Annotated in this window: 17 protein-coding genes; 14 read left to right on the top strand and 3 right to left on the bottom strand. The window is 65.0% G+C overall.

All coding sequences use genetic code 11. The features are described 5' to 3' along the window. Positions 1-9: 9 nt before the first annotated feature. The 8 genes from GGD67_RS28150 to GGD67_RS28115 all read left to right on the top strand — a co-directional run bounded on the left by GGD67_RS28150 (position 10) and on the right by GGD67_RS28115 (position 11,473). Positions 10-783: a fumarylacetoacetate hydrolase family protein gene (locus GGD67_RS28150; RefSeq protein ID WP_049814768.1), complete on the top strand. Its 774-nt coding sequence runs from the start codon at positions 10-12 to the stop codon at positions 781-783. 741 nt (positions 784-1,524) lie between these two features. After that, positions 1,525-2,931 (top strand): hypothetical protein, encoded by a 1,407-nt coding sequence (locus GGD67_RS28145; RefSeq protein ID WP_179737444.1) that lies wholly within the window; start codon positions 1,525-1,527, stop codon positions 2,929-2,931. Positions 2,932-3,119: 188 nt separating this feature from the next. Then, positions 3,120-3,317, top strand: a complete 198-nt coding sequence (locus GGD67_RS28140; RefSeq protein WP_018315845.1) for a hypothetical protein — start codon at positions 3,120-3,122, stop codon at positions 3,315-3,317. 47 nt (positions 3,318-3,364) lie between these two features. Beyond that, positions 3,365-4,015, top strand: coding sequence for a hypothetical protein (locus tag GGD67_RS28135; protein ID WP_179737443.1), 651 nt, complete (start codon positions 3,365-3,367; stop codon positions 4,013-4,015). A 1,330-nt stretch (positions 4,016-5,345) separates the two neighbouring features. After that, on the top strand, positions 5,346-6,341 hold the full coding sequence (locus GGD67_RS28130; protein WP_179737442.1) for a nitronate monooxygenase family protein: 996 nt from the start codon (positions 5,346-5,348) through the stop codon (positions 6,339-6,341). A gap of 25 nt (positions 6,342-6,366) precedes the next feature. Next, entirely contained in the window at positions 6,367-7,335 is a 969-nt protein-coding gene (locus tag GGD67_RS28125; protein WP_179737441.1) for a zinc-binding dehydrogenase, read from the top strand. Positions 7,336-7,541: 206 nt separating this feature from the next. After that, complete coding sequence (locus GGD67_RS28120; RefSeq protein WP_018315841.1) at positions 7,542-8,915, top strand: cation-efflux pump; 1,374 nt, start codon at positions 7,542-7,544, stop codon at positions 8,913-8,915. A 227-nt stretch (positions 8,916-9,142) separates the two neighbouring features. Then, on the top strand, positions 9,143-11,473 hold the full coding sequence (locus GGD67_RS28115) for a PAS domain-containing sensor histidine kinase (protein WP_092256462.1): 2,331 nt from the start codon (positions 9,143-9,145) through the stop codon (positions 11,471-11,473). Between the two features lie 3 nt (positions 11,474-11,476). Here GGD67_RS28115 and GGD67_RS28110 read toward each other — a convergent pair whose 3' ends face one another. After that, a complete protein-coding gene (locus GGD67_RS28110; RefSeq protein WP_018315839.1) occupies positions 11,477-12,370 on the bottom strand; it encodes a LysR family transcriptional regulator in 894 nt (297 codons plus the stop codon). A gap of 225 nt (positions 12,371-12,595) precedes the next feature. Here GGD67_RS28110 and GGD67_RS28105 point away from each other — a divergent pair, with 225 nt between their 5' ends. From GGD67_RS28105 to GGD67_RS28085, 5 genes are read left to right on the top strand one after another with little or no spacing between them, the layout of a single operon-like run. Beyond that, on the top strand, positions 12,596-13,072 hold the full coding sequence (locus GGD67_RS28105; protein ID WP_018315838.1) for a formate dehydrogenase subunit gamma: 477 nt from the start codon (positions 12,596-12,598) through the stop codon (positions 13,070-13,072). Beyond that, the gene (locus GGD67_RS28100) at positions 13,069-14,625 is read left to right on the top strand and encodes an NADH-quinone oxidoreductase subunit NuoF (RefSeq protein ID WP_179737440.1); all 1,557 of its coding nucleotides are present in this window, start codon (positions 13,069-13,071) and stop codon (positions 14,623-14,625) included. Before GGD67_RS28105 ends, GGD67_RS28100 begins: the two co-directional genes overlap by 4 nt. A gap of 10 nt (positions 14,626-14,635) precedes the next feature. Beyond that, positions 14,636-17,521 carry a formate dehydrogenase subunit alpha gene (gene fdhF, locus GGD67_RS28095; RefSeq protein ID WP_179737438.1) on the top strand — a complete coding sequence of 962 codons (2,886 nt, stop codon included), beginning with the start codon at positions 14,636-14,638 and terminating at the stop codon, positions 17,519-17,521. A 4-nt stretch (positions 17,522-17,525) separates the two neighbouring features. Next, on the top strand, positions 17,526-18,353 hold the full coding sequence (fdhD, locus tag GGD67_RS28090; protein ID WP_018315835.1) for a formate dehydrogenase accessory sulfurtransferase FdhD: 828 nt from the start codon (positions 17,526-17,528) through the stop codon (positions 18,351-18,353). Next, on the top strand, positions 18,343-18,573 hold the full coding sequence (locus GGD67_RS28085; protein WP_018315834.1) for a formate dehydrogenase subunit delta: 231 nt from the start codon (positions 18,343-18,345) through the stop codon (positions 18,571-18,573). The genes fdhD and GGD67_RS28085 overlap by 11 nt, the downstream gene beginning before the upstream one ends. Here GGD67_RS28085 and GGD67_RS28080 read toward each other — a convergent pair. Together GGD67_RS28080 and GGD67_RS28075 are read right to left on the bottom strand one after the other, a co-directional pair. Then, complete coding sequence (locus tag GGD67_RS28080; protein ID WP_179737437.1) at positions 18,533-21,517, bottom strand: bifunctional [glutamine synthetase] adenylyltransferase/[glutamine synthetase]-adenylyl-L-tyrosine phosphorylase; 2,985 nt, start codon at positions 21,515-21,517, stop codon at positions 18,533-18,535. The two genes, GGD67_RS28085 and GGD67_RS28080, sit on opposite strands and share 41 nt — an antisense overlap. Next, complete coding sequence (locus GGD67_RS28075) at positions 21,514-22,974, bottom strand: ATP-binding protein (RefSeq protein ID WP_092256474.1); 1,461 nt, start codon at positions 22,972-22,974, stop codon at positions 21,514-21,516. The genes GGD67_RS28080 and GGD67_RS28075 overlap by 4 nt, the downstream gene beginning before the upstream one ends. A gap of 283 nt (positions 22,975-23,257) precedes the next feature. Between GGD67_RS28075 and GGD67_RS40005 the strand changes: the two genes are divergently transcribed. Further along, positions 23,258-24,511 (top strand): site-specific integrase, encoded by a 1,254-nt coding sequence (locus GGD67_RS40005; RefSeq protein WP_179737435.1) that lies wholly within the window; start codon positions 23,258-23,260, stop codon positions 24,509-24,511. The last annotated feature ends 402 nt before the right edge of the window (positions 24,512-24,913 follow it).

The following is a 24,913-nucleotide window of genomic DNA, read 5'->3' as shown; positions in this document are numbered from 1 at the left end:
GCGGGCGAGATGAAGCAGTGGCTGCGCTTCCGGAATAATGGCGCGACCGGTTTCGGCACGCTGACGCCATCGGGCATCAGCGTGCACGAGGGCGAGATGTTCGGCCGCAACACCGCCACCGGCAAGATCCTGGCACTGTCGGAGGTCGAGCTGCTGGCGCCTTGCGCGCCCAGCAAGATCGTCGCGCTCTGGAATAATTTCCACGCGCTCGCCGCCAAGCTGAACCAGCCCGAGCCGCCGGAGCCGCTTTATCTGCTCAAGGCCACCACCACCATCACGACGCCGGGCGCCGTGATCCGCCGTCCCTCCTATTACGACGGCAAGACCACCTATGAAGGCGAGCTCGGCATCGTCATCGGCAAGACCTGCGCGCGTGTCTCCCCCAGCGAAGCCAACAGCTTCATCTTCGGCTATACCTGCGTCAACGACATCACCGCCAACGACATCCTGACCAGCGACCCTACCTTCCCGCAATGGGCCCGCGCCAAGGGCATCGACGATTACGGCCCGTTCGGTCCCGTCATCGCAACCGGCCTCGATCCGGCCAAGCTGACCGTCCGCACCATCCTCAACGGCGCGGAGCGGCAAAACTACCCGATCTCCGACATGATCTTCTCGGCGCAGCAGCTGGTCAGCAAGATCTCCCACGACATGACCCTGCTCCCCGGCGACCTCATCGCCGTCGGCACCTCGGTCGGCGTCGGCGTGATGAAGGAGCCGGTCAACACCGTCACCGTCGCGATCGACGGCATCGGCGAGCTCACCAACGAGTTTCGGCTGTAGCCGCGAACACCGTCCCGTAGTCCGGATGAGCGCAGCAACATCCGGGACGGCTCTTCGCTTGGTCCCGCATGCGCTACGCTCGTGCGGGCTACTCACTTATTCTCGCTGCAGCGCGGCAAAATTGATCCGGCGCAAATCGCGCCAGCACGACCGCCTTATCCTTCCCGGCAGTCAATTTCTGACGCCAGGGAGGATGCCATGACGAATGCAGGTAATGCACTTTTGTGGACAGCTCTGTACTTTGCTCTCGCGTTCGGTGCGATCTTCGCGGTCTGGTTCGCCGACAAGATGCGCTCGAACTTCCTCGGGAAATGATAGCGCGCACGGCGCCGCAGTCCGGATGAGCCAAGCGACATCCGGGACGATTCTTCGCATGGTCTCCCATGTCGCTCCGCTCATGCGGGCTACTAATGCTGCTCGCTCCGTCATGGCCGCGTTTGTTGTTTAGAGTCCGGGGACATGGCTGACACCTGTTCGGACACATCACTGACAGGTTGGCCGGGCCTTCGCCGCGCCGAAGCGGCTTCGGCCGCGCAGGCGGAACAAGCCCGGGCATGACGCGTGTGGGGAACGTCTATCCGGGAAAACCCGGCACTCCCCGCGCCGCCTCCACCCATAGGCCCAACGCAACCAGCCGTGGATCACGCCGCCCGAAACAGCCTACAAGCCTCCCCGCCCCTTGCGCTCGGTTCCGCTCTTGGCAATCATGGCGAAAATGTGCGCCGGCGTGTGGAATTCACGATGTGGCTGTTTTTCCTGGTTGCCTGGTTCGGCCTGTTGGCCATCGTCGCGGTCTTCGCCCAGCAGGCGCTCGGTCACGACTTCAGTCACCTGCCCGCCTGGTTCGCGGGCCTGCCGGTGCCGCAACGCGTCGCGACCGGAGTCTTCCCCGCCCTCGCCCTGGCCCTGATCGGCGCTTCAGCCTGGCGGCTGTCGCGCCAGGACCGCAGCCTGAAGACGCTGCGTGACCGGCTCAAGAAAACCCGCGAGGACGTCGTCGTCGCCCACGCCCTGCAAAACCATCTCGACGCCACCGTCCAGCATTTGATCGAGAGCGACCCGAGGGAGGCGGTCTCCGCGCTCCACGACAAGCTGGGCGAGACCGAGCAGCGCACGCTGCTCCAGCAGGGGCGCAACCAATCCACCGACATGCACGACCAGCTCGCCGAAATCCGCAGTCGCCAGCAGCACCTGCGCGACATGGTCGGCAAAATCGCCGAGCAGCGCCGCGCGGTCGAGCCGGTCTTCACCGAGATCCGCGACCGCCAGAATCAGCTCGAACGCTCCCTGCACGATCTCGAGACCGACGATCGCAAGAACAACCTTGCCGACCGGCAAAGGGACATCGCGCGCGACGTGGCGGCGCTTCTAGGACGGGTGAACAGCGTCCAGGAGACATTTGCGACCCTCAACCAGTACAAGGAGGATCTGGCCAAATCCCACGCGGAGCTGGTGCCGCTGCGGTCAACCGACGCCGGCATCAACGCCCTGATCGGCGAGCTCAGCCTCGGCCACGAGCGCCTTGCCAAGACCATCGACGAGCTCGAGACCGGCGGCGAGACGCCGCTTCCCACGCGCGTCGAGACGCTGTCTAAGAACAAGATCGAGATCGAGCAGCGCCTCGCCCGCATCGACGACAGCTTCAGCATTCTCAAAAGCATCCGGCTCGACTTCGAAGAGCTCGGCCAGCGCCAGGCCCAGCTCGAACGCTCGCTCGCCGACGTCGAGACCGACCCCGACGGCAAGACCCTTGCCGACCGGCAGAACGCGCTGAACGATTTCGTCCTGCAGTCGCGCCAGCGCCTCGGCGCCCTGCAGGAGACGCTGGCGACGCTGAACGCCTTCAAGGCGGAGCTGTCGAAATCGCAGGCCGACCTCGTCCCGCTGAAGGCGCCGGTGTTCGGCATCGAGGCCCTGATCGCGGAGGTCGGCAGCACCCGCGACCTCCTCGCCAAAACCGTCGGCGAGATCGAGGCGAACGGCGACGTCACCCTCGCCTCGCGCGTCGACGCGCTCACCAAGAGCAAGCGCGAGGTCGAAGACCGCCTCGCCCGCATCTTCGACAATTTCAACGCGCTCGATGCCTTGCGCAAGGACATCGGCGGCATCTTCTCGACGATCAGGAATAGCCTCAACCGGATCGGGTGAGTTGCCGCGTAGGACTGACAGCAGCACTCCGAAACATCCAGACACATCACATCTGTGCGCGTCAGAGATATGCCGCCAACATGTCCCGCGCGCGCCGCAACTTGGTCGCATTCGGCCGCCCTTCTGTGAGGCGTGTCTGGGGGGCACGGCACTGCCGTGTTTGGACCAAACCTTCTAGGGGTATCGCTGTGAAGAAGATTGTAATTGCTCTGGGTGCCACGCTTGCTCTGGTGACGGCTGCGAACGCTGCGGATCTGCCGCGCCGCCAGCCCGTGCCGGTCTATCCGGCCGAGCAGGCGCCGATCGGCAAGATGCCGATTGGCAAGAGCCCGGTTGGAAAGGCCCCGATCGGCAAGGCGCCCGGCCCGGTCGCTGCGCGTTACTGAAACGCAAGCAAGACTAGCGTAAGCGGCTGACAGTCGAGGGGCACAGCGTGACGAACAAACCTGATCGATCGGGACCCTGCATCCTTGCGGGGTTCGCCCTCGCGGCCATGATCGCGTGTACGACGCCCTCGGCCTCGGCCCACGAAGCGAACAAGCGCGTTGCTGACGCCAACGCGCTTGCCACGACCGACTCCACATCGCGGCCTCAGCCGCAAGCGGCGCGGCGCTCCGTCGCGCGCGTGGAGAAAGGTCCCTATTACGTCGACTTCCGCGCCCGCACGGCCGCGAGCTGGGGCCACGCCTTCGTCTGGTACGGCAAGTCCAGCGAGAAGGCGGTCGAGGTCGCAGGCCTCACGCCCGCCGGCGACACGCTGGCTTACGTGCTCGGCCACATCACCTTCGTGCCGTCGGAGACCGGTGCAAGCTACGGCGATCTCGATCCGGAATATCTGACCGCGAGCTACCGGGTCTATCTGAACGAGGCCGACGCCAAGCGCGTGTTCGCCTATATCAAGAAACTGCAGGCGAGTTCGCCGGTCTGGAACGCCGAGACCACCAATTGCACCGGCTTCATCGGCGACATCGCCGAGTTCATGGGCCTGAAGGTCCCGTATCGCTGGCAGCGCCCGGAAAACTTCGTCAACAGCCTGAAGGACATGAACGGCGGCCGCCAGATGGTGCGGTTGTCGGCGGAGTAGCTGCCCTGTAGCGGCGGCCTCGTAGCCCGGATGGAGCGAAAGCGAAATCCGGGACCGCCTTCGCTTGTCGCACAGGCCCCGGATTGCGCTACGCTCCATCCGGGCTACGAACCGCCGCCGTCACCTCCGGCGTCATTGCGAGGCAAGCCCTTGCGACGAAGCAATCCAGAGTGTTTCCGCGGAGGGATTCTGGATTGCTTCCGCCTTCGCCAAAGGCTTCGGCGGACAAGTCGCTGCGCTCGCAATGACGGTGGTTGACGCAGCGGTGCGCATAGCGCTCCGGCACGTTCGGAGCACCCTCGCCCGTCGGGCAAAACACCCTGCCAATTTCTCCACCCCGCCTGTCAAGCCTCACCCGCCAAAATATTCCACTTTACCGAAATTCGGATTTGTCGTACACACAAGCCACCCTGGCCCGAGACAAGGGGCGGATCGCGATCGTCACGAACCGCGGGCCGGGGTGCGATGGACGCGACGGCGTCGGGCGCGAGCAGCATTGCAGGGCGGGAAACCGTGAGCAAAGCGCTTCGCGCATACGACACGGCGCCGACAGCGTCTTCGCATGGCTTCGGGCGTGAGCACGCGCCAGCACTCGAAGCGACATGCGAAGACGTGCGCGGACGGTCAAGTCGTGTGGTCCTGACGCCCGGGGTCTGTGCGTCAAGTCCTGCGGTGATGTGGCGGCCAACCGGTGCGCGCATCAGTCATCCGCAAGGCGACGGGGGCAATAGTGCATCGCTCCCCGGGGAGAGCACGAAGTACGCCGTAAACCATCGCGCAGGGAAGGCCGGGCGTTCGGCTCACCTGTGGTCCACCCCGTGTGCATCTTTTTCGCGCACGGACTTACGGGTGCCAGCCGGCGCCCGGCCTTCCCTGCGCCCTTGTCTTTCATGAGGGCAACGCGACGAAGCAAAGCTCGGGCGCAGATGCCGCGAGAGCGCGAAGGTGTGTCTGCGATGAGCACAAACTGCTTATTGCCGCGGGTCCAAATCTATAATCGTCACCCTGAGGTGCGCGCTCAGGGGCGCATCGCGCCACCGAGCAAGCCTCGAAGGGCGACAGCCCGGCTTTAGCAGCGTGGCCACTCATCCTTCGAGGCTTGCTGCACCTTGCTTCGCACCGTGCAGCTCGCACCTCCAGCGACAACCGCTTCGCGGTTGCGCGGGGATGACGGAACAAAATTATCCGCCCCGCGGAATCATCCCCACCGCCCGCATGAAAGCCCCGCCCCCACCGCACGCCCGCGCAATAGACATTTCCCGACCCGGGCGGCATCCTTGCGCCATCAACCGACAACAGAGCCTGCGGGCCATATCAGGGGAAACACATCATGTTGCAGACACGGTTCACGAAACTCGTCGGCGTCGAGCACCCGATCGTCCAGGGCGGCATGCAATGGGTCGGCCGCGCCGAGCTGGTCGCCGCGGTCGCCAATGCCGGCGCGCTCGGCTTCATCACGGCGCTGACCCAGCCGACGCCGGAGGATCTAACCAAGGAGATCGCGCGCTGCCGCGACCTCACCGACAAGCCGTTCGGCGTCAACCTCACCATCCTGCCCGCGATCAAGCCGCCGCCTTATGCCGAATACCGCGCCGCCATCATCGAGGCCGGGATCAAGGTGGTCGAGACCGCCGGCAACAAGCCGCAGGAGCACGTCGACGAGTTCAGGAAGCACGGCGTCAAGGTCGTGCACAAATGCACCAGCGTCCGCCACGCGCTCTCGGCCGAACGCATGGGCGTTGACGCCATCTCGATCGACGGCTTCGAATGCGCCGGCCATCCCGGCGAGGATGACACGCCCGGCCTGATCCTGATCCCCGTCGCCGCCAACAGGATCAAGATCCCGATGATCGCCTCGGGCGGCTTTGCCGACGCCCGCGGCCTCGTCGCCGCGCTGGCGCTGGGCGCCGACGGCATCAACATGGGCACGCGGTTCATGGCGACCAGGGAAAGCCCGATCCACCAGCTCATCAAGGAGAAAATCGTCGCCAATGACGAGCGCGAGACCGAGCTGATCTTCCGCACCATGCGCAACACCTCGCGCGTCGCCAAGAACGAGATCTCGACCAAGGTCGTCGCGATGGAGAAGGAAGGCGCCAAGTTCGAGGACATCCGCGAGCTCGTCGCCGGTGCCCGCGGCAAGATGGTCTACGCGACTGGGAATTCCGACGAAGGCATCTGGTCGGCCGGCCAGGTGCAGGGCCTGATCCAGGACATCCCGACCTGCGCCGAGCTCATCTCCCGCATCGTGCGCGAGGCGGAAGCGATCATCCGTAGCCGGCTCGAGGGCATGATCGTTCAGCCGCAACGCGAAGCCGCGGAATGATCACCGCAAGAAGCGAGAGCAATCCATGAAGGCTTACGTCTACGGCCCTGAGGGCGCTAGGATTTCCGACGTCGCTCAACCAAAGCCGAAAGGCACGCAGGTGCTGGTGCGCGTCCGTGCCTGCGGGCTCAACCGCGCCGACACCGGTATGCGCAAGGGGCACGCCCACGGCGCGGCCGGCGGCGCCGGCACCGTGCTCGGCATGGAATGGGCCGGCGAGGTCGCCGAGCTCGGTCCGGATGCCAAGGGCGTCAAGATCGGCGACCGCATCATGGGCTCGGGCGGCGCGGCATTTGCCGAGTACACACTGGCCGATCACGGCCGGCTGTTCCGCGCGCCCTCGAACATGAACTTCGAGGAAGCCGCCACCCTGCCCGTCGCGCTCGCGACCATGCACAACGCCGTCGTCACCGTCGGTGGCGTGCAGGCGGGCCAGAGCGTGCTGATCCAAGGCGCCAGCTCCGGTGTCGGCCTGATGGCGATGCAGATTGCAAAACTCAAGGGCGCAAAGCTCGTGATCGGCTCGTCGACCGACGCCACGCGCCGCGGCCGGCTGAAGGAGCACGGCGCCGACCTCGCCGTCGACAGCTCCGATCCGAAATGGGTCGACGAGGTGCTGAAGGCGACGAACGGTGAAGGCGTCGACCTCATCGTCGACCAGGTCTCGGGCAAGGTCGCGAGCCAGAACCTTGCGGCGACCAAAGTGAAGGGCCGCATCGTCAATGTCGGCCGGCTCGGCACCCATGCCGATTTCAACTTCGACCTGCACGCCGCGCGCCGCATCGACTATGTCGGCGTCACCTTCCGCACCCGCACCATCGAGGAGGTCCGCGAGATCTTCGAGGAGGTCAGGAAGGACATCTGGGGCGCGGTGGAGTCGCGAAAACTGCAGCTGCCGATCGACCGGGTGTTCGCATTCGACGACATCGACCAGGCGTTCGAGCACATGGAGGCGAACAAGCATTTGGGGAAGATCGTGGTGACGGTGCCGTAGAGCGCCGACAGCGGTCCCATAGGGTGGGCAAAGCGAAGCGTGCCCACGATCTGTATCCATCACGGACGAATGGTGGGCACGGCGCCAACGCGCCTTTGCCCACCCTAGGAGGCCGGAGCAAGACGCGGATCGCTCCTGCAAATCACTAGCGACAACAGCTGTGGATCGCCGCTTGATGTTCACCCCCGGGCTGCTAAATCCCCGCCATGACCTCCCAGCACAACAAAACCTCGGTCGCCGCGATCTCGATCTTCGCCAGCGGCGGCATGGCGGCGGCCAAGTTCGTGGTCGGCATCGCGATCGGCTCGCTCGCGCTGATCTCCGAGGCGCTGCACTCCTCGATCGACCTGGTCGCGACCATCATCACCTGGGCGGTGGTGCGGGTGTCGGACAAGCCGGCCGACGAGGAGCACCATTACGGCCACGGCAAGCTGGAGAGCGTCTCGGCGCTCGGCGTCACAGCGCTGCTCTACGTGCTCGCCGGCGGCATCCTGGTCGAGGCCTACAGCCGGCTGCGCGAGGGAACCCCGCCGCCGACCATTTCTGCCGTGCCGTTCGTCGTGCTGGTGATCGACATCGTCGTCAATCTCTGGCGCGCCCGCGCCCTGCATCGCGCTGCGCGGGAGACCAGGAGCCAGGCGCTCGCGGCCGACGCGCTGCATTTCGCCTCCGACGTGATGGGCTCGTTCGCCGTGATCATCGGCCTGATCCTCGCCGCCCTCGGCTTCTGGTGGGGCGACGCCGCGGCGGCCGCCGCGGTCGCCGTGATGATCGCAGCGCTCGGCCTGCGCATGGCCGGCTCGACCGTGCAGACGCTGGTCGACCGCGCCCCGGAGGGCGCGCAGGAGAAGGCTACGGCCGCGATCCGAAGCGTTCCGGGCGTGATCGACGTGGAGCGACTGCGGGTGCGCATGGTCGGGGCGACCACGTTCATCGACACCATCGTCAAGGTGCCGCGGACCTATCCGATCGACCGCGTCGAGGACATCAAGCACAACGCGCAAGCCGCCGTCGCCAAGGCATTCGGCGACACCGACCTCTCCTTCACCGCCGTTCCCGTCGCACGCGACAACGAGACCGTGCGCGACCGCATCATGGTGATCGCGCGCAATTCGGGCCTCGCCGTCCACCACGTCACGGTGCACGATCTCGGCGCCAAGCTGATCGTCAGCATCGACCTCGAGGTCGACGCCGGGATGCAGTTAGAGGCCGCCCACGACGTCGCCAACACGCTGGAGCGCAACATCCAGGAGGAGTTCGGCGAGGACGTCGAGGTCGACGTCCACATCGAGCCGCTGGAACCGGAACTGCCGTTCGGGGTCGATGCCGCGCCGGAACGCGTCCAGGCCATCGCCGCCGCGCTGACCGAATATGCCGCTGGCGGCGAGATCCACGACATCCATAATGTGCGCGTCCGCAACACCGACGCCGGCGAGATCGTCAATTTCCACTGCCGCGCCGCGCCGTCGATGAGCGTGATCAAGGTGCACGAGCACGTCGACGCCATCGAGCGCGCGCTGCGGCGCGCGTTCCCGAGCGTGAAGCGCGTGATCAGCCACGCCGAACCGCCGCGTGCGTGACGGAGAGCGTGCGAGGAGTCACACGTTCTCGTTTCGGACTCCTCGCGCCCGTGCGTTTGCGGACGCGCGATGCGCAAACTGCGCGTGGGATAAGAATAATTTCGCGTTAACGATTCATTGACTCTCGACACCCCGCGAAAACTGGATTCAAATCGCTGTGATTCGGAAGCGATGTGGGGCTGCCTCCGAACTTCAGTTGCAAGCTAGGTTTTTAGGGGGCCGAAGGCATGTCGCGTGCAGACGCCGCGAACGCGTGCGTCCAATCCGATTCGATCAAGGGATTGGCGCAATCGATCGCGAAACCTGCCTATCATCGGCTCTTGATTGCAGAGCCGGCGCTTCGTCGCGCCGTGCCGACGCTCATCATCGCGTTCCTGATCACGATCTGCCTCGGCGCCTTCGTGCAGGTCGTCGATCAGACGCGTCAGAAGCGGCTGGTGATCCGGCACGACATCTCGGCGCTGGCCGACCTGCTCGCCGAACGCATCGACCGCCTGACCTCCGCCCGTCAGGAGCGGCTCAAGAACATCGAGAGCCTGCCGGCGCTGTTGCCGGATATGATCCCGTCCTGGGGCACGGCCTCGGGCCGCCACGTCATCGTCACCTCGGCCGGCGTCGATCGCCGTCTCCTCGCCCGCGTCCCGGTCGACAGCGACCCTTCCGGTAACGACCGCCTGCTCGATGCCATCACGACAGCACAATTGCTCGCGGCGCCGACACGCGACGGCAACGTCTCCGACATGACGCTGCCGAGCGGCAACGCCGCGATGGCGACCTCGCGGCAGATCAAGTCGCTGCCCGGCTTCGTCACCGTGATCCAGGAGCGCAACGAGCCGATCTGGGGCTCGGACGCCGCGCTCTCGGTGACGCTGTCGGCGACCACCGGATTCGTCGTCCTGATCCTGGGCTTCGCCTTCCACTGGCAGTCCACCCGCGCCCGCGAAGGCGACCTCATCAACGACGCCGTGCGCGGCCGGATCGACACCGCGCTCAACCGCGGCCGTTGCGGACTGTGGGACTGGGACCTGTCGCGCGGCCGGATCTTCTGGTCGCAGTCGATGTTCTCGATGCTGGGCCTCGACGGCCGCAACGAGCTCCTCACCTTCGGCGAGGTCAACGCGCTGGTGAAGTCCGACGACATCGACCTGTTCGCGATCGCCGACCAGCTCATCTCCGAGAAGATCGACCACATCGACCAGACCTTCCGGATGCAGCATGTCGACGGCCACTGGATCTGGCTCCGCGTCCGCTGCGAGAAGACGCGCGGGGCGACCGATTCCAGCGTGCACCTGATCGGGATCGCCGTCGACATCACCGAGCAGAAGAGCCTTGCCGAGAGGACCGTGGAAGCCGACCTTCGCCTGCGCGACGCGATCGAGACCATCCCGGAAGCCTTCGTGCTGTGGGACGCGAGCGACCGCCTCGTGCTCTGCAACTCGCACTTCCAGCGCCTGCACAAGCTGCCCGACACCGCCGTCATTCCGGGCACCTCCTACGAGACCGTGCTCGAGGTCGGCCGCATGCCGGAGGTGCGCACCCGCCACAACGAGACCGCTGCCCAAGGCCCCGGCGCGCGCACCTTCGAGGCGCAGCTCGACGACGGCAGCTGGCTGCACATCAGCGAGCGCCGCACCAAGGACGGCGGCTACGTCTCGGTCGGCACCGACATCACCCGCATCAAGGAGCACGAGCAGAAGCTGGTCGACAACGATCTGCGCCTGCGCGCCACCGTCATCGACCTGAAGCGCTCGCAGGCGGCCCTGGAGCGCCAGGCGGTCGAGCTTGCCGACCTCGCCGAGAAGTACCAGCGCGAGAAGACCCGCGCCGAGGAAGCCAACCAGACCAAGTCGAAATTCCTCGCCAATATGAGCCACGAGCTGCGCACGCCGCTCAACGCCATCATCGGCTTCTCCGAGATCATGGGCTCGGGCATGTTCGGCGAGCTCGGCAGCGAAAAGTACCAGGAATACTGCCAGGACATCCTGACCAGCGGCCACTATCTGCTCGAGGTCATCAACGACATCCTCGACATGTCCAAGATCGAGGCGGGCCGCATGAAGCTCGACATGGAAGAGCTCGACCTGTCGCGGACGCTGGCGGAATCCTTACGGGTCGTCACCGGCCGGGCCCAGGACAAGCACATCACGTTAGATGCCGACATCGCAAAATCCATCTCCGTCGTCGCCGACCGCCGCGCCACCAAGCAGATCATCGTCAACCTGCTCTCCAACGCCGTGAAATTCACGCCGGACGGCGGACGCGTCGTGGTGCGCAGCCGGCAACTCGACGACCGGATCGTGCTGATGATCGCCGACACCGGCATCGGCATCGCGCCGCATTCGCTGGCGCGGCTCGGCCGCCCGTTCGAGCAGGTGGAGAGCCAGCTCACCAAGACCTATCACGGCTCGGGCCTCGGCCTTGCGATCGCCCGCTCGCTGGCGCAGCTCCACGGCGGCTCGATGCGGCTGCGCTCCAAGATCGAGGTCGGCACCGTCGTCCGCGTGACCCTGCCGCGCGACGCGATCAAGGCGGCGTCCGGGATTTCGGCGGCGGCGTGATCCCTACAGCTGCAGCGACGGCGCGACTTCCCGCGCGACATTGACCAGCGCTGCGATCAGCGGCGTCATCGGATCGCGCTGCGGGATCACCATGCCGATGCTGTAATTGACGTCGGGATCGGTGATCGGGATCGAGCGCACCGTGTCGGACAGGCCGAGCGTCTCGGCAAGCTTGGCCGGCATCACGCTCGCCCAGCGCCCCGTCTTCACATGCGTGAACAGCACCAGCAACGAGTTCGAGGTCAGCGTCGGCGTCGCCTCCGCGCCGACCGAACGCAGCGCGCGGTCGATGATGCGGCGGTTCTGCATGTCGGGCGTCAGCAAGCATAGCGGCACCTGCCCGACCTCCTTCCAGGTCACCGTCTCGCGATCGCCGAACATTCCGTCCGGCGACGTCAGCAAACGATAGCTCTCGTTGTAGAGCGGAATGGTCCGCACCTTGCCGATCGGCTCGTTCTCGATATAGGTCAGCCCCGCATCGACCTCGAGATTTTCGAGCAATCCCAGCACCTCCGATGAGGTCGTTGAGCGGATGCTGAAACGCACCTCGGGATGCCTTGCGCGAAACGGCGTCGTCAGCGCGGCCACCATGCCGAGCACGGTCGGTATCGCCGCGATGCGGATCTCGCCGGAGAGCTGATGCTTCAGCCCGTTGATCTCGTCACGCATCGCGCGGGCATCGCCGACGATCCGCCGCGCCCAGTCGAGCGCCCGCTCGCCTTCCGGGGTGAACCCCTGGAAACGGGAGCCGCGCTGCACCAGCATCACGCCGAGAATCTCCTCGAGCTGCTTGAGCCCGGTCGACATCGTCGGTTGCGTCACGCCGCAGACCTCCGCCGCGCGTCCGAAATGCCGCTCCTTCGCCAGCGCCAGCAATAGTTCAAGTTTGTCGATCAACCGGCCGTCCCCTCGAATTCCATCGTGGCATGCAAGCTAGCACGCCGGGCCTGCGCCAACACGCAAAAACCGGCATCCGATCCAACTTCCATTACCAATTCGTATCGGTCGATTGCGGTTGCAAATCGATCCGAATTCGCAATCGCAGCACGGGACAGCTTTATTGATCTTCGAATGATTCCAACTAGTTTGCGCCTAAGGAAACGCTCTGGTTGAGAACGAAGAATGACAGCGGTTTTTGAGCCTTGGAATGAGACGCGCGGCGCCGAAATCATCGCCGAGCACGCCAACCAGGAGGGCGCGACGCTGGTCATCCTACACGCGCTGCAGGAGGCGTTCGGCTACGTGCCGGAGGCCGCCATTCCCATGGTCGCGCAGGCGCTCAACCTGTCGCGCGCCGAAGTCCACGGCGTATTCACGTTCTATCATGATTTCCGCCACAAGCCGGCCGGCCGCCACGTGCTGAAGCTCTGCCGCGCGGAGGCCTGCCAGGCCGCGGGCGGCGATGCCTTGGCGGCGCGCGCCGAAGCAAAACTCGGCGTGTCGCTCGGCAACACGACGGCCGACGATCGTGTCACGCTGGAGCCGATCTACTGCCTCGGCCTGTGCGCCACCGCCCCGTCCGCAATGCTCGACGGCCGCCTCATCGGCAGGCTCGATCAGAAGCGCCTCGATGCGTTGATTGTGGAGGCACAGCGATGAGCTTGCGTCTGTTCGTCTCACGCGACGCCGGCGCGATCGCCGTTGGTGCTGATCAGGTTGCGCTGGCGCTTGAGCAGGCAGCAGCCGGGCGCGGCATTGCAGTCGAGATCGTCAGGACGGGCTCGCGCGGCATGTACTGGCTGGAGCCGCTGGTCGAGGTGGCGACGCCACAGGGCCGGATCGCTTTCGGCCCGGTTACTGAAGCCGATGTGCCCTCCCTGCTCGACGCGCTCGCGAGCAACACGCCACATCTGCTGCGGTTGGGGGCGACCGACGAGATTCCCTGGTTGAAGCGCCAGACCCGCCTCACCTTCGCCCGTTGCGGCGTGATCGACCCGCGTTCGCTCGACGACTACCGCGCCCATGGCGGCTACAAGGGGCTGGAGTGCGCGCTGTCACTCGGCTCGGATGCGATCCTCAACGAAGTCACGGCCTCGGGCCTGCGCGGCCGCGGTGGCGCCGGCTTCCCGACCGGCATCAAATGGAAGACGGTCACGCAGGCCAAGGCCGACCGCAAGTTCATCGTCTGTAACGCCGACGAAGGCGACAGCGGCACTTTCGCCGACCGCATGATCATGGAAGGCGATCCCTTCCTGGTGATCGAGGGCATGACCATCGCCGGCATCACCGTCGGCGCGACCAAGGGCTACATCTACATCCGCAGCGAATATCCGCATGCGGTCGAAGCGATGAACGCTGCGATCCGGGCTGCCAAGCGCGGCGGTTATCTCGGCGACAAGATCGGCGGATCCACCCACAGCTTCGACCTCGAAGTCCGGGTCGGCGCCGGTGCTTACGTCTGCGGCGAGGAAACTTCGCTGCTGGAGAGCCTCGAAGGCCGCCGCGGCATCGTGCGCGCCAAGCCGCCGCTGCCGGCGCATCACGGCCTGTTCGGCAAGCCGACCGTCATCAATAACGTGCTGTCGTTCGCGGCCGTCCCCTTCATCCTCGCCGAGGGTGCCAATGCCTATGCGGATTTCGGCATGGGCCGCTCGCGCGGCACGATGCCGATCCAGCTCGCCGGCAACATCCGCTATGGCGGGCTGTATGAAACCGCGTTCGGCGTGACGCTTGGCGAGCTCGTCGACGACATCGGCGGCGGCACGTTCACGGGCCGGCCGGTCCGCGCCGTGCAGGTCGGCGGGCCGTTAGGGGCCTATTTCCCCCGTGCCCTGTTCGACACGCCGTTCGACTACGAGGCCTTCGCCGCGCGCGACGGCCTGATCGGCCATGGCGGCATCGTCGTGTTCGACGACAGCGTCGACATGCGCAGGCAAGCGCGCTTCGCAATGGAGTTCTGCGCCGTCGAATCCTGCGGCAAGTGCACGCCCTGCCGGATCGGCTCGACCCGCGGCGTCGAGACCATCGAGAAGATCATCAACGGTGAGCGCGTCAGCGAAAATCTCGCGCTGGTCGAAGACCTCTGCAACACCATGAAATTCGGCTCGCTCTGCGCACTCGGCGGCTTCACGCCCTACCCCGTGCTCAGCGCATTGAAGCACTTCCGGGAGGATTTCATTCCGGCACCGACCACGCTTCAGGCCGCGGAATAGGAGAACGACAATGTCTCTGATCGAAGAAATCGACTTCGGCACGCCGGCTTCCAAATCGGAAACGATGGTAACGCTGACCATCGACGGCAATGAGGTCACGGTGCCCGAGGGCACTTCGATCATGCGGGCCGCGATGGACGCGGGCCACCAGATCCCAAAACTCTGCGCCACCGACATGGTCGACGCGTTCGGCTCCTGCCGTCTCTGCCTCGTCGAGATCGAGGGCCGCGCCGGCACGCCGGCGTCCTGCACCACGCCGGTGATGCCCGGCCTCGTCGTCCATACCCAGAGCGAGCGGCTGAAGAAGCTTCGCAAGGGCGTGATGGAGCTCTACATCTCCGACCATCCGCTCGATTGCCTCACCTGCGGTGCCAATGGCGATTGCGAGTTGCAGGACATGGCCGGCGCCGTGGGCCTACGCGACGTGCGCTACGGCTATGAGGGCGAAAACCACGTCTTCGCCAAGACACCTGGCAAGAGCCACGGCTGCGACAACGACCATTGGATGCCGAAGGACGAATCCAATCCCTATTTCACCTATGATCCCTCCAAGTGCATCGTCTGCTCGCGCTGCGTCCGCGCTTGCGAGGAGGTGCAAGGCACCTTCGCGCTGACCATCTCCGGCCGAGGCTTCGACAGCCGCGTCTCGCCGGGCATGAGCGAAAGCTTCCTCGGCTCGGAATGCGTCTCCTGCGGCGCCTGCGTGCAGGCCTGCCCGACCGCAACGCTGACCGAAAAGTCGGTGATCGAAATCGGCCAGCCCGAGCACTCCGTCGTCACCACCTGCGCCTATTGCGGCGTCGGCTGCACCTTCAAGGCCGAGATGCGCGGCGAGGAAGTCGTGCGCATGGTGCCGTACAAGGACGGCAAGGCCAATCGCGGCCATTCCTGCGTCAAGGGCCGCTTCGCCTGGGGCTACACCAACCACGGCGAACGCATCCTCAATCCGATGATCCGCGAACGGATCGAGGATCCCTGGCGCGAAGTGTCCTGGGACGAGGCGTTCTCGTTCGCGGCCGCCAAGATGCGCGGCATCCAGAAGACATACGGCCGCGATGCCATCGGCGGCATTACCTCGTCCCGCTGCACCAATGAAGAGACCTATCTGGTGCAGAAGCTGATCCGCGCCGGCTTCGGCAACAACAATGTCGACACCTGCGCCCGCGTCTGCCACTCGCCGACCGGCTATGGCCTTGCCACCACCTTCGGCACTTCCGCAGGCACGCAGGATTTCGACTCGGTCGAGGACACCGACGTCGTCCTTGTGATCGGTGCCAATCCGGCCTCCGCTCATCCGGTGTTCGCGTCCCGCCTGAAGAAGCGGCTGCGCCAGGGTGCCAAGCTGATCGTGATCGATCCGCGCCGCACCGAGATGGTGGAATCGCCGCATGTGAAGGCGCTGCACCTGCCCCTGATGCCCGGCACCAACGTCGCAGTCATGACCGCGCTGGCGCATGTCATCGTCACCGAGGGCCTCGTCAACGAAGCCTTCGTGCGCGAGCGTTGCGACTGGAGCGAGTTCGAGGAATGGGCGGCCTTTGTCGCGCAGCCCAAGAACAGCCCGGAAGCCACCGCCATCCTCACCGGCGTCAATCCGAAGGATCTGCGCGAAGCCGCCCGCACCTACGCCACCGGCGGCAACGGCGCGATCTATTACGGCCTCGGCGTCACCGAGCACAGCCAGGGCTCGACCACCGTGATCGCGATCGCGAACCTTGCGATGGTCACGGGCAATATCGGCCGTCCCGGCGTCGGCGTGAACCCGCTACGCGGTCAGAACAACGTGCAGGGCTCTTGCGACATGGGCTCGTTCCCGCACGAGCTGCCCGGCTATCGCCACATCTCCGGCGACGCAGTGCGCGATCAGTTCGAGGCGCTGTGGAACGTCAAGCTCAACCCCGAGCCGGGCCTGCGCATTCCCAACATGTTCGATGCCGCGGTCGAGGGCACCTTCATGGGGATCTACGTGCAGGGCGAGGACATTCTGCAGTCCGATCCCAACACCAAGCACGTGGTGGCTGCACTGTCCGCGATGGAATGCGTCATCGTCCACGACCTCTTCCTCAACGAGACCGCGAACTACGCCCATGTCTTCCTGCCCGGCTCGAGCTTCCTCGAGAAGGACGGCACCTTCACCAACGCTGAGCGCCGCATCCAGCGCGTGCGCAAGGTGATGACCCCGAAGAACGGCATGGCCGATTGGGAGGTCACCATCGGCCTTGCCAAGGCGATGGGTTTCGAGATGAACTACAGCCATCCTTCCGAGATCATGGACGAGATCGCGGCGCTGACGCCGACCTTCTCCGGCGTCTCCTACGCCAAGCTCGACGAGCTCGGCTCGGTGCAGTGGCCCTGCAACGAGAAGGCACCCGAAGGCACGCCGGTGATGCATATCGACGGCTTCGTCCGCGGCAAGGGCAAGTTCGTCGTCACTGAATATATCGCGACCGACGAGCGCACCGGTCCGCGTTATCCGCTGCTGCTCACGACCGGCCGCATCCTCAGCCAGTACAATGTCGGCGCGCAGACAAGGCGCACCGACAACGTGGTCTGGCACGCCGAGGACCGGTTGGAGATTCATCCGCACGATGCCGAACAGCGCGGCGTGCGCGACGGCGACTGGGTGCGGCTGAAGAGCCGCGCCGGCGAGACCACGCTGCGTGCGGAGATCACCGATCGCGTGGCGCCCGGCGTCGTCTACACCACCTTCCACCATCCGGACACGCAGGCCAACGTCATCACGACCGACTATTCGGACTGGGCGACCAACTGCCCCGAATACAAGGTGACGGCGGTCGAGGTCTCGCCCTCGAACGGCCCGTCCGACTGGCAGAAGGCCTATGACGCCCAGGCGCGCCAGTCGCGGCGCATTGCGCCGGCCGAGGCCGCGGAGTAACCGCATGCATGTAGCTGTCCAGGCAATCGATCGCGGAATCTGGCGCAACGGCGTCGCGTCCGAAGGAACGCGGTTCATTCCGGAGGAGACGCCGCTGGCTCTGACCTATAATGGCGGCACTTACGCCGTCATGATGGGAACGCCGCAGAACCTGGAAGATTTTGCGGTCGGCTTCAGCCTGAGCGAAGGCATCGTTAAATCGGTCGACGACATCCGCTCGCTCGAAATTGTTCGCCTCGACGACGGCATTGAGCTGCGGATGTGGCTGGCGTCGGATGACGCGGCACTGATCAGCGAGCGCCGCCGCCACGTCGCCGGTCCCACCGGCTGCGGCATCTGCGGTATCGAGTCGATTGCCGAAGCCGTGCGACCCGCTGCGGTCGTGCCGCAGGGGCAGAGCTTCACGCCGGAAGAAATCATGACGGCGATGCAGGCGATCGCGCCGCTGCAATCGATCAATCTGCAGACCCGCGCGGTTCATGCCGCCGCGTTCTGGTCCCCTGCCGGCCACATCGTCGCGCTGCGTGAGGATGTCGGCCGCCACAACGCGCTGGACAAGCTCGCAGGCGCCCTCGCGCGCAGCCGCACCGACGCAGGCGCCGGCATGGTGCTGCTGACGAGCCGTGTTTCGGTCGAGATGGTGCAGAAGACTGCGGCGATCGGCGCGCCGGTGATGATCGCAGTTTCCGCGCCCACCGCGCTCGCGGTGCGTACCGCGGAAGCCGCGGGCATCACGCTGATCGCCATTGCCCGCCAGGATGGGTTCGAGGTGTTTTCGCATGGTGACCGGATCGTCGGTCGCCATGCCACGGAGGTTGCCGATGTCGCCTGACCGCCTGATCTACATGGCCAACCAGATCGGCAAGTTCTTCGAGAGCCAGGGCCACGGCAAGGCCGTGCCGGGAATTGCCGAGCACATCAAGAAGTTCTGGGATCCCAGGATGAAGCGCGCGATCTTCGCCCATCTCGATGCCGGCGGCGCGGGGCTCGAGCCTGACGTCCGCGAGGCGCTCAGCTCGTTGAAGGCAACGTCCCTTCCAGCAGCGCCCTGAACACGCGCCGCACCTCGCTCTGCGTCTCCTTCACGCGCGCCTCCAGCGACGAGAAATCCGGCGCGTCGCCGGCCCGCGCCATCACGCGTTGCAGATCGGTGCCCGCGGTTTCCGGCTTGAAGCGGTCGCTGACGCAGAGCCGCAGGATCTGCGTGAGGTCGTGATAGAGCCGTGCGGCGGCACGCAATATCTCGGTCTCCGATTGCGGGAGGACGCCGAGCCTGCATGCATTGTCGAGCACCTGCATCGTGCTGACGTCGAGGATCTCCGGCTTATCGTGCGCGTGCACGAGCTGGAGATATTGCGCGATGAAGTCGATGTCGACCATGCCGCCGGCGGCATGTTTGAGATCCCAGCAATCGGCCTCGCCCTTCTCCTGGGCGATCGCGCGTCGCATGTCGGCGACGTCGTTGGCGGTGATTGCGGAATCGCGGCGGCGGGTCAGGACGCCGCGGATGACGCGTTCGATCCGCATCCGGAATTCGGGCGAAGCCGACACCACGCGCGCGCGCGTCAGCGCCATGTGCTCCCAGGTCCAGGCCTCGTTGGCCTGGTAATCCGCGAATGAGACGAGGCTCGAGGCTACGGGACCGGCGCGCCCTGAAGGACGCAGCCGCATGTCGATCTCGTAGAGCACGCCATAATTGGTGCGCGTCGTGAACGCGCTGATCAGGCGCTGGGTCAGACGCGCAAAATAATGCGGACCCTGCAGCGATTTCGGCCCATCGGAGTCCGGATTGTCGCTGTCGAAATCGTAGAGCAGGATCAGATCGAGATCGGATGAGGCCGTCATCTCGCGGCTGCCGAGCCGGCCCATCGCGATGATCGCGGTCTCCTGCCCCTTGATCCGGCCATGCTGGGCCGCGAAGCGGTCGGCAACGAGGCCGTGCACGGTGTGGACGATTCCTTCGGCGACGTCGGCAAAGGCCGTGCTCGCCTGCTGCGCCGAGACGGTGCCGGAGAGAATGCGCGTGCCGATCAGGAACAGGCTCTCCTGCCCGAACAGGCGCAGCCGATCGAGGAACTCTTCGTATGAGCCAGCGTCTTGCACTGTCGCAGCCAACCGTCCCGACAATTCCTGCCTGTCCGGCATGGCGCCGAAGAAGCGCGGATCGATCAGGCCATCCATCAGCTGCGGCTGCCGCGCCAGCATCTCGCCGAGCCGCGGCGCCGCACCCAGCACCAGCGCCACCAGCGCGACGAGCTCGCGGTTCTGGCCGAGCAGGGTGATCAGCCGGCCGCCGCGCTGGAGCGCCCCAAGGAATTGATCGAACGCCACGACGGCGCGATCCGGCTCCTCGGCATGGGCAAGGCCGTCGATCAGGGCCGGCACGAACTCGACGAAGGCGCTGCGCGTCGCCTCATTGCGGAACACGCGATAGTCGCCGGTGATCCAGTCGCGCACCGTCTGCGCGACCGCGGCAGGCTTCTTGAATCCGAGCGTCGCGAGGTGCTGGAGCAGGCGCGGATCCTCGGGACCGACACGGTAGTCGAGCGTCGGCAGCTTTGCCGTGCCGGTCGGATCGTCGCCTTCGAACAGTTTTTCGTAGTGCCCCTGCACGATCTTGAGCTGTCGCAGCAGCTCGCCCGCGAAGGCCTCGCGATCCGCATAACCGAAGAAGCGCGCAAAGCGCTCGACCGCGTCCTTGTCTTCAGGCAATGCGTGGGTCTGCTCGTCGGCGATCATCTGGAGGCGATGCTCGACCCGGCGCAGGAATTCGTACGCAATGGTCAGCTCGTCACGCGCCGCAACGGTGATCCAGTTGCTGGAGGCGAGAATATGGAGGGCCTCGAGTGTCGGCCGCACCCGCAATTCCGGATGGCGGCCGCCGGCGATCAATTGCTGGGTCTGCGCGAAGAACTCGATCTCGCGGATGCCACCGCGGCCGACCTTGACGTTGTGCCCTTCCACCGCGACCTCGCTCTGGCCGCGATAGGTTTGCATCTGCCGCTTCATGTCGTGGACGTCGGCGAGCGCGGCGAAATCGAGATGCTTGCGCCAGACGAAGGGCGCGATCTCGGCGAGCAATGCCTCGCCCGCCCTGGCATCACCGGCGCAGGCACGCGCCTTGATCATCGCGGCGCGCTCCCAGGTGCGCCCTTCCCGCTCGTAATAATTCAGCGCGGCGTCACGGGAGATCGCGACCTGGGTCGAGGATGGATCGGGACGCAGGCGCAGGTCGACGCGGAACACATAGCCGTCATAGGTGCGCTGCTGCAGGATGCGCGCCATCCCCTGCGTGACCCGGACGAAGAACGGCTGCGGCTCGATGTCCGCTGCCAGCGTTGTCTCGTCGGGATCGAAGAACACGATGAGATCGATATCGCTGGAATAGTTCAGCTCGCCCGCCCCCATCTTGCCCATCGCGAGCACGATCAGGCCGCAGCCCTCCTCGGGCGCCTCGGGATTGGGCGGCGAGATCTTGCCACGTGCGGCTTCCTGCCGCAGCAGGTATTGGAGCGCCGCCTGCACCGAGGACACCGCGACATCGGTCAGCGCCGCCGTCACCCGCATCACCGGCCAGACCCCGCCAATGTCGCACAAGGCGGTCAGGAGCGCGGCCTCAGCCTTCATGCGGCGGAGCAGTCGCATCACCTCGGCCTCGTCAGGGGCCGCGAGCACCGCCCCCCTCGCCTCCGCGATGAGCGCCGTCAGATGCGCATCCGGATCGCATTCGAGCAATCGGATCAGGCGCAAGGCATCGGCGCGCACCAGATCGAACAGATAGGGCGAGAATTCCGCGATACCGGCCAGGATGTTCCGGGCGAAGGGCTGCGTCAGCAGCGTTTCGAGACGCGCCGATTGGGTCGGCTCGAGCTCGGACAGCCAGCTTTCAAGACGTCGTTCGTCGGTTGTGGAAGCGGCAATATGGGGAGCCTCCGCGAAGCGCGCGGCCAGCCTCTCACCATGCTTGTCCGCGTTTCCCGGCGCGGAGTGGTTCATGCCACCTTCTGTGGCACATCCGGTATTGGCGGAGCAACCCTGTCGCCGGCCCCGGCGCGCGCGGGCAGCGCCAGCGTTGCAACGAGACCGGGTTGGGCATCGCCCAACCTCAACTCACCGCCGTGCAATGTCGCAACCGCAGAAGCGAGGCTGAGACCGAGGCCGGAGCCCGGCAACGTGCGGCTCGCTTCCAGGCGAACGAATCGTTCGACGGCATGCGCGCGATCGGCTTCGGGGATGCCGGGACCGCGATCGGTGACGCTGAGCAGCACCTTGTCGCCATCGCGTCGGGCCTCGATGGTGATCGGCCTCGCGTCCATGCTGACCACGGTTCCGCCGGCCTGCCCGACCGGCTTGCCGTATTTGATCGCATTCTCGACCAAATTGGCGAGCGCCTGGCTGATCAACTCGCGATTGGCGTGAACCGGCGTCGGCTCGGCCTTGACCTTCAAGGTCATGCCGTCGTCTTCGGCCAGCGGCTCGTAGAGCTCGTGGATGCCGTTGGCGACCTCTGCGGCGTCGAAATCATCCATGTTGCCGCGCGCCTGCCCTGACTCCGCGCGCGCGATCATCAGCAGCGCGTTGAAGGTGCGGATCAATCCGTCGGATTCCTCGATGGTCCGCTCCAGCGCCGCACGGTAATCGGCTTCGCAGCCCGATTTCGCCAGCGCCTCCTCGGCGCGGTTGCGCAAGCGCGTCAGCGGCGTCTTGAGGTCGTGGGCGATGTTGTCGGAGACTTCCTTCAAGCCGGCCATCAGCGCCTCGATCCGCTCCAGCATGGCATTGAGATTTTCCGCGAGGCGGTCGAGCTCGTCGCCGCTGCGTCCCACCGGGAGACGCCCGCTGAGATCGCCGGTCATGATGCGCTGCGCGGTCCCGGTCATCGCGTCGATGCGCCTCAGCACGCGGCGCGCGACGAAGATGCCGCCGCCGAGACCGAGCACGACGACGATCAGGATCGACCATTGCGCCGCCTTGGCGACGATGCCGAACAGGCGACGCCGTTCGGCGAGGTCGCGGCCGATCAGAAGCCGGAAGCCGTTTTCCAGTTCGGTGACGCGCACGAGCGCGCGATGGTCGCGGTCGTCCGCGTCCTCGATCCGCCGGTAGGCCGTCTCCGACCAGCCCCGCGTCGCCATCACGCCGGGCGCCAGCGAGCCGACATTGCCGGCGATCGCCTGCCCTGTCGGCGTCGTCACGAGATAGAGGTTGGCGCCCGGGCGCAGCGCGCGGTATTCGATCGTGCGCACCAGGCGAAACATGCCGCCGCGGCCGTAGATCTCGTTGATTTCCGAGGTCTCGGCATTGACCGTCTGCGTGATTTCCTCGGTGATCAGCCGCCGCGTATTCCAGGCGAAATAGGCCAGCAGCGAAGCCGCGAACATCGCGAACAGCAGCAGATAGACCAGCGTCAGCCGGAACGCCGTGGTGCGGACCAGTTTACCGAATGCCGTCACGGATCATGTATCCAATTTCAGTAGCGCGTCTACTATCACCAAGCATCGTCACTCTTCGTATTCTACTTTATTTACAGCATCTTGGGTTTATAAGCTATCGTCTATCTTCGCTTAAAATCGCCGAACGCCAGGCGGCCCAGGCAAAAAAGTGGTAAGGAGGCACATACGTCCATTTGAAAGTATCCGTGACGGCCACACATCTGCACCGGTTCCCGTGGAATCACTGACCATGACGCAAAAAAGGATCCGTGACGGTAAGTGGTAAGCGAAAGGGAACGTTAAAGTGGCGCTCAATTCGAACCAAGTTAAATCCCTGCAAGCTGGCGTTCATGCGGACAGTGCGGGACTCTACCTGGTGGTACGCGCGAGCGGAGATCGGGTGTGGGCCTTCCGTTTCACCGACCCCGAGGGCAAACGGGCGCAGATGGAGTTCGCCAGGGCTGGCGACCGCGACAGCGCAGGGGGGGACGTTCTGACCCTAAGCAGCGCGCGCGAGAAGGCCCGCGATTACAAGGTTGCATTGAAGCGCGAGGGCATCGATCCGCGCGTCAAAAAGCGGGCCGCTGCTCAGAGCAGCAAGACGTTCAAAGAATTTGCAGACGAGCAGTACCCTGGTTGGTGCCGGGGCTTGTCCAAAGAGGAGTTAACCCAATGGCAGCGCTCCATCCGCGACGTGCCGAGCTTGCACGAGAAAAAGCTCCATGAGATCACCACCGAGCACGTCTTGGATGCTCTCAAAGCGATCTGGACCGTGAAGCCGGTCACAGCGTCGCGAACACGCCAGCGAATCGAGCGGCTGATGGACGCAGCCAAGGCGTTGAAGTTGCGCACGGGTGAGAATCCGGCCGCGTGGCGCGGCAACCTCAAACACCTGCTCCCGTCTCCCCGCAAGCTAAATCGCAAAAAGGGACATCGGTCCGCCCCTTACACGAAGATGAAGCAAATGATGACAGGGCTGCGCTCTGATCCCGGCAATGCCGCGCGCTGCACCGAAGTCGGCATCCTCACGGTCTCACGCAGCCAAGAAATCCGGCTCATGGAATGGACCGAGCTCGACTTCGAAGCAAAGACCTGGATGGTTCCAGCTGAGAAGATGAAGATAAAGGGCGACCTAGAACCCAAACCGCATCTCGTTCCGCTGTCAGATCAGGCCATCGAGATCATCCAATCGATGCGGCGCACAGATAAATACGTATTCCCCTCCGACCACGCTGAGGGACATCAGCCGTTCCGCGCGAACGCCCTTGTTGGAGCTATCGAGCGCACTGCCATCAAATCTACCATGCATGGCTGCCGCACGACCTTCCGAAACTGGGGCGCAGACAATAAGGAGCACAATTTCCGCCGTGAAGTGCTTGAGTTCTGCTTGTCGCATCGTGTCGGCGATGAGGCAGAACTGTCGTATTGGGACAGCGAGATGATCCAACGGCGACGCGAGGTGCTCCAGGCGTGGGCTGACTTCATCAAGCCGCGCAAAGATCCGTCCGGCCAACAGCCGGTCGGAAGGAAGCGGCAGAAGCTCAGACTTGTCGTGTAAAGAGGCGCACAAAGCTTTCAGCCAGCGATCTATTTTTGACACCAGAATAAGACCAGATCGTAGGAGGCCGGAATTCAAATCTCCTGGCTCTCTTCCCGATACGCTTGTGTTGCGCAGACTGGAATTCCGCGCGCTGAGATGATCTGTTGGAGACGCAGATCGATTCCTCGAGTTTTCCTGTGCCTGCTCAAGGCTCGTTCTGACAATTCACAGCCTTTGCGCCTGGTGAGATCGTTACAGAATTTTCTCCTGCCAGAATGACTCTCGTGCCAGTCGCCGACTTCCGGCGCTGCAATGCTGACTGCTCATGGGCGCAATGGCGCTACACCTCAGTTTGAGTTCCCGGAAGTGAGCACGGTATCTCGCGCCCACGCTGCTGGGCCGGGCCGGTCAATTCTATCC

Source organism: Bradyrhizobium sp. IAR9 (assembly GCF_013408065.1).
Lineage (GTDB): Bacteria > Pseudomonadota > Alphaproteobacteria > Rhizobiales > Xanthobacteraceae > Bradyrhizobium.
This window is presented reverse-complemented; position numbering and strand designations above follow the sequence as displayed.